We start from the raw sequence: 5,160 nt of genomic DNA on the forward strand, positions 1-5,160 counted from the left end.
GCCGAAACGATCGCCAACGCGATTCGAGCAGCCACCACCGCGCCGCGCGGCGCCGCCGCGGTGGTGCTTCCCGCCGATGTGGCGGCCGCGTCGACGGCAGTCGTCATCGCCCATCCGGCGTGGATATCTGCGCTGGGCCCGGCGCCCGTCGGGCAGATTGACCAGGCCGCCAAACTCATTCGATCGGCGAGCCAACCAGTCTTGTTTGCCGGTGCGCGGGCCGGCGACCCCGCCTCGTGCGCGGCGCTGCGCGCCCTGCTGGCCGCCACCGAGCTGCCGGTCGTGGAGACGTTCCAGGCCGCCGGTCTGGTATCGCGCGAACTTGAGGATCACTTCATCGGCCGGGTGGGACTGTTCCGCAACCAACCCGGCGACATCCTGATGGCGCACGCCGACGTCGTGGTGGCGGTCGGCTATGACCCGGTGGAATACGACCCTCGGATGTGGAACAGCGATCCGGGCCGGGTGCTCATCCACATCGATGAGCTGGCCGCCGATATGGATGCGCACTATCAGCCGACGCTGGAGCTGCGCGGCGATATCGCCGCCACGGTGACGGGGCTGACGTCGCGGTTATCCGGATGGCGCCCAACTGACGCCGCGCGTGCCGCCGCCGCAGAACAGCGTGCGGCGCTGCTGCGGATCGACGAGGAGGCACGCCGTCAGCCCGAGACTAAACTGGGGCTCAATCCCGCGGCGCTGGTCCTCAAAATCCGTGAGCTGGTCAATGATGACGCCACGATCGCGTGCGACATCGGGTCGAACTACATCTACATGGCCCGCCACTTCCGTGTGTACGAGCCGCGGCGGCTGCTGTTCTCCGACGGTCAGCAGACACTCGGTGTCGGTTTGCCGTGGGCGATGGCGGCGGCGATGGTGCGCCCCGGCACCCAGGTGGTGTCGGTTTCCGGTGACGGTGGGTTCCTTTTCAGCGCACAGGAATTGGAGACTGCGTCGCGGCTGGGCTTGAGTTTCACGCATGTCGTCCTGCGTGACAACGCTTACAACATGGTGGCCTTCCAGGAGGTGATGAAATACGGGCGGGAGTCCGGTGTGCAGCTGGGCGGCTACGACATCCCGCATTACGCCGCGGCGTTCGGCGCTACCGGGATTCGCGTGACCAGCATGTATGAATTCGAAAACGCGTTTCAAAAGTCGCTGACCGAGCCCGGAATCACCATCCTGGACGTCCAGGTCGATTACAGCCACACCATCGACCTCTATGCACAGCTTCATGAGGGAGTACTGAATTGACCAGCCTTCCAACCTATTCCGAGCAAATCATCGAGGCTGGCTAACCATGCGCGTGGCGTTGATGGTTCCCTGCTACCTCGACATGTTTTACCCGCAAGTCGGTATCGCGACTTTGGAGCTGCTGGAGAAGTTCGGCGTTCAGGTGGATTATCCGTTCGATCAAACGTGTTGCGGGCAGCCGATGGCCAACAGCGGGGCGCACACCGAGTCCGCCGCCACCGAGGAGCTCTTCGTGCGCAACTTCGCCGATTACGACTACATCGTCTCCCCGTCGGGCAGCTGCGTGCACCACGTCCGCAACAAGTTCACCGCGGCCGAGGACACTCCGCAGCGCCGGCACGTGAGCTCGCATATCTGGGATTTGCCCGAGTTCCTCTGCGATGTCCTCAAAGCCGAGGCCTTCCCATGGGCGCGGTTTTCGCACCAGGTCGCGCTGCACGTCAGCTGCTCGGCGATCCGCGGTTTATACCAGCAGACGATGAGTGAGCGGCCCAACGATCCGTGGTTTTCCAAACCGCGAAGCCTGCTGGAGAAGGTCGACGGAATCAGCATCAGCGATTTCGACCGGCACGACGAATGCTGTGGTTTCGGTGGCACTTTCGCGGTCACCGAGGAGGCCGTGTCGGCGGCGATGGGCAACGACAAACTCGAACGCATTGGTGCCAGCGGCGCCCGCTACATCGTGTCGGGCGACATGTCATGCCTCATGCACTTACAGGGTTGCGCGCGCCTGATGGACTTCAGGGCCAAGCCCAGAGGCGTGGTGTAAGAGTTCGCTCGATCGCGTGACCCTTCGGGTGGCAGTGGGCCGGTGTCGAGTGGGCGGGTGCGAAATGCCTCGACACCCGTCCTCGACGTCGGTGAGCATGCCCAGATAGCCGAAGTCGATCTGGCACTCCACTCCGGGATCGCCGTCGACGACCCGTACGGTGGTGTCTTTGCGGCCGAAACCGCAACGCTAGCGGCGTACCGTCTTGCGGTCCAGGCCGCAATGCAAGCCGATCGTGCGGTAGCCCGGCGTCGGCAGCCCCGCGATCCCCAGCCACACCCGCAGTACTTCCCTGATCTCGTTCACACTGACCTCCCGAAAAGCCATGTCCGCCGCCTCCGTGACTTGAGCCGTCACCGCGATCGAACGAACAAACGAAGAGACCACCGACGCGACGCGCCGGTGGTCCCATAACTGGCAATCCAGGTGGTCCCATCACCCTGCCAAGAATCAGGTCACCCTGGTCCCATCCTCATGGCAGGCGACACTCAACCTGACTCGCTGGGCCCGACTTGTTCGCGGTTACGAGACTGCTTACGTCTCGACGTACCGAAAAACCCGATGTTCTTCAGTGTGTTCCTTGGCATCCCGTTCACTTCTCCTACTTCTCCCGACTGCTCAGAAGTCGAGAAGCGTCGCAGCGGAACTTCGTCGCTGCCGCGCATTGACCCCGAAATCAGGTACGTGGGTCGCGGTGCGGGCGCGGGAAGGAAGTCGCGGCGGTAGGCGTCCAGCCGGTCGGCAAGTAATAAGTAATCGAAGATGTCTCGAGCGAGAAAAGAAATGTCGGAGTTATTGAATTGGTTGGCCTTGATCAATGGGTAGACGAACTCGAATGCCCGGAAATAGCCCTCACTTTCGATGTCGTTCACATGGCTTATGATATTTGACGCGACGTACTGCGAAAGGTCGAGAATCTCTCGATTCACACGGCGAGCGCGGTCCATGTGGTAGTAAATCGCGTCCAGGACCGGAGCCTTCACGGTAGGGGTGGCCCACGAAATCAGCATGTTAGTGGGCGTTTCTGGTCCAATCTTGCGACACGTCTCTTGGACGTTCGCCAACGAATTCTCCCGATGGCTATCGAAGCCGGCCGCTTGGTGCAATGTGCCCATGAGGCTAACTGCCTCGTCGACGACGCGACCAATCAGCGGCCCTAGGATTCTATAGATGTTTTGCCGGTTTCGGCGCAACGGCATCCGGACGATTAACAAATAAAATATGAATGAGCCCACGTAGGAGATCGCAAATGTATGAAGCAGTTCGACCAGTCGCGCACAACCCGGGAAGAAATCGGGAACATCAACGAGGAACACATGCTGAGCGACGACGAAGACGAGTGCTACCGCCGCCAGACCCCAGAGCGATCGATTGAGTCTTCGTTCGAAAGGGCTGAGGTAACTGAGCTGAGTTGCCCGGTGCCAACGGCCTCTGAATCCATCAGTCATGTGGTGATTGTCGCCCAGATACGCTCCACGGGCTCAACTTCGCCGGGCCCGGCACACAAATACTGTGCAAGCCCCCGCCTGGAACCAAGCGAGCCCGGCCGGAACTTGGCAGACTAGGTCCGTGGCCCAGATAACCCTCTACGGGAACCCCGTCAATACTGTCGGCGAGCTGCCTGCCGTCGGGTCTACAGCCCCGCCCTTCAATTTGACCGGCTGTGACCTATGGATAGTCGCCAGCGAGCAGTTCCGCGGAAGACCCTTGTTGCTGAACATTTTTCCGTCCGTGGATGAAGCAGTATGTGCGGCGAGCGTGCGCACCTTCAACCAGCGCGTCGCCGTGAACGGTGCGTCCGTAGTGTGCGTGTCAAAAGACCTCCCGTTCGCATTTCAACGATTCTGCAGCGCCCAGGGCATCGAGAACGTTAAGACCGCTTCGGCGTTCCGTGACAGCTTCGGCGAGGACTACGGCGTCACGATGACCAACGGTCCGATGGCCGGGCTCCTTGCCCGGGCCGTGGTCGTGATTGGCGCCGACGGCACCGTCGCATACACGGAGTTGGTGCCGGAAATCGCGCAGGAGCCCAACTACGACACCGCGCTGGCCGGTCTGAGCTGACCGTTCGACGGGGTAACAGGCCGATCCGAAACAACCTACGCTGCGCGCAAGTTCACAGACTGGTCATAGTGTGCTCGGCCACCTGGGCTCCAGCGGCACCCTGGGTGCGAGCGGCACCGGCGGTGCCGCGCGCACCGGCGGCCAGAGCGGCAATGTGGCGCAGGCGGCAACGGCACAGCGTCCAACCCGATCGGCGACGGCGAAACTTTTGTCTTATTCGGCGACGGCGGCCTTGCCCCTAACCCCGGCGGAGCCGGCGGCACGGGCGGCGCCGCCCGAGGTTCGCTCAGCCGATGTTGTCGATCCATCAGCGGCCATTTGCTCCCGCCGACCGCACCCAGCCGGGGCATTGGGAAGGTGATCTCATTGTCGGCAAGAATCAGCGTTCGGCGATCGGCACCCTCGTTGAGCGCCAGACCCGTCTGATTCGGCTCATGCACCTACCGACTCGTGACGCCGATTCGCTGCGACTCGCGATCGCCACGACCATGGGTGGCCTGCCACCGGCATTGACTCGATCGATCACCTGGGATCAGGGCATCGAAATGGCGCGGCATACTGACATCACCGCCGACCTAGGCGTAAAGGTCTATTTCTGCGACTCCCGCTCACCGTGGCAGCGCGGCAGCAACGAGAACGCCAACGGCTTACTTCGGCAATATTTCCCTAAGGGCACCAGCCTGAACATCCACACACCTGACCATCTGCGGGCTGTTGAATACGAGATCAACAACCGACCCCGCCACATCCTCGGAGACCGCAGTCCCACTGAACTTTTCACCGCGCTGCTAGCCTCACCAGACCATCAACTGTTGCGACGTTGACTAGAAGCCACCGCGTCGACACGGGGTCAGTTTTCAGACGACGCGGACAGCCAGCAGCGGCCCGTGGGCCAGACGCAAGAGACGAAGTCATGTGCAACCACACCCATACTCTGCCGCACAAAAATCCGCCAGCATGGTAAGACGCGAAGCCAGCCGGAACTGCCCCTTAGTTGTATCTGTGCATGGCTCGCCGGGCCGAAACGTGCGGTGTGCCCGCTGCAGCTGAACTTCGCCAGTCCGGTCGCCAGA

The 5,160-nt window shown here is 62.0% G+C and carries 4 protein-coding genes and 2 pseudogenes; 4 read left to right on the forward strand and 2 right to left on the reverse strand.

Features of this window, described 5'->3' with window-relative positions:
• The coding region (gene alsS, locus JO059_RS15925) for an acetolactate synthase AlsS (protein WP_293320348.1) at positions 1–1,254 on the forward strand (1,254 nt) is incomplete at its 5' end.
• Positions 1,255–1,300: 46 nt separating this feature from the next.
• Positions 1,301–2,023, forward strand: a complete 723-nt coding sequence (locus JO059_RS15930; RefSeq protein ID WP_293320350.1) for a (Fe-S)-binding protein — start codon at positions 1,301–1,303, stop codon at positions 2,021–2,023.
• A gap of 69 nt (positions 2,024–2,092) precedes the next feature.
• Here the strand turns inward: JO059_RS15930 and JO059_RS15935 are convergent.
• Positions 2,093–2,350 (reverse strand): annotated as a pseudogene (locus JO059_RS15935) (hypothetical protein); the annotation flags it as partial.
• A gap of 161 nt (positions 2,351–2,511) precedes the next feature.
• A complete protein-coding gene (locus tag JO059_RS15940; RefSeq protein ID WP_293320352.1) occupies positions 2,512–3,471 on the reverse strand; it encodes a hypothetical protein in 960 nt (319 codons plus the stop codon).
• 121 nt (positions 3,472–3,592) lie between these two features.
• Between JO059_RS15940 and tpx the strand changes: the two genes are divergently transcribed.
• Complete coding sequence (gene tpx / locus JO059_RS15945; protein ID WP_293320354.1) at positions 3,593–4,087, forward strand: thiol peroxidase; 495 nt, start codon at positions 3,593–3,595, stop codon at positions 4,085–4,087.
• 245 nt (positions 4,088–4,332) lie between these two features.
• Positions 4,333–4,911, forward strand: a pseudogene (locus JO059_RS15950) (IS30 family transposase); the annotation flags it as partial.
• Positions 4,912–5,160: the final 249 nt, after the last annotated feature.

The sequence above is a fragment of the Mycobacterium sp. genome (assembly GCF_019247615.1).
In the GTDB taxonomy this organism is placed as follows: Bacteria; Actinomycetota; Actinomycetes; order Mycobacteriales; family Mycobacteriaceae; genus Mycobacterium.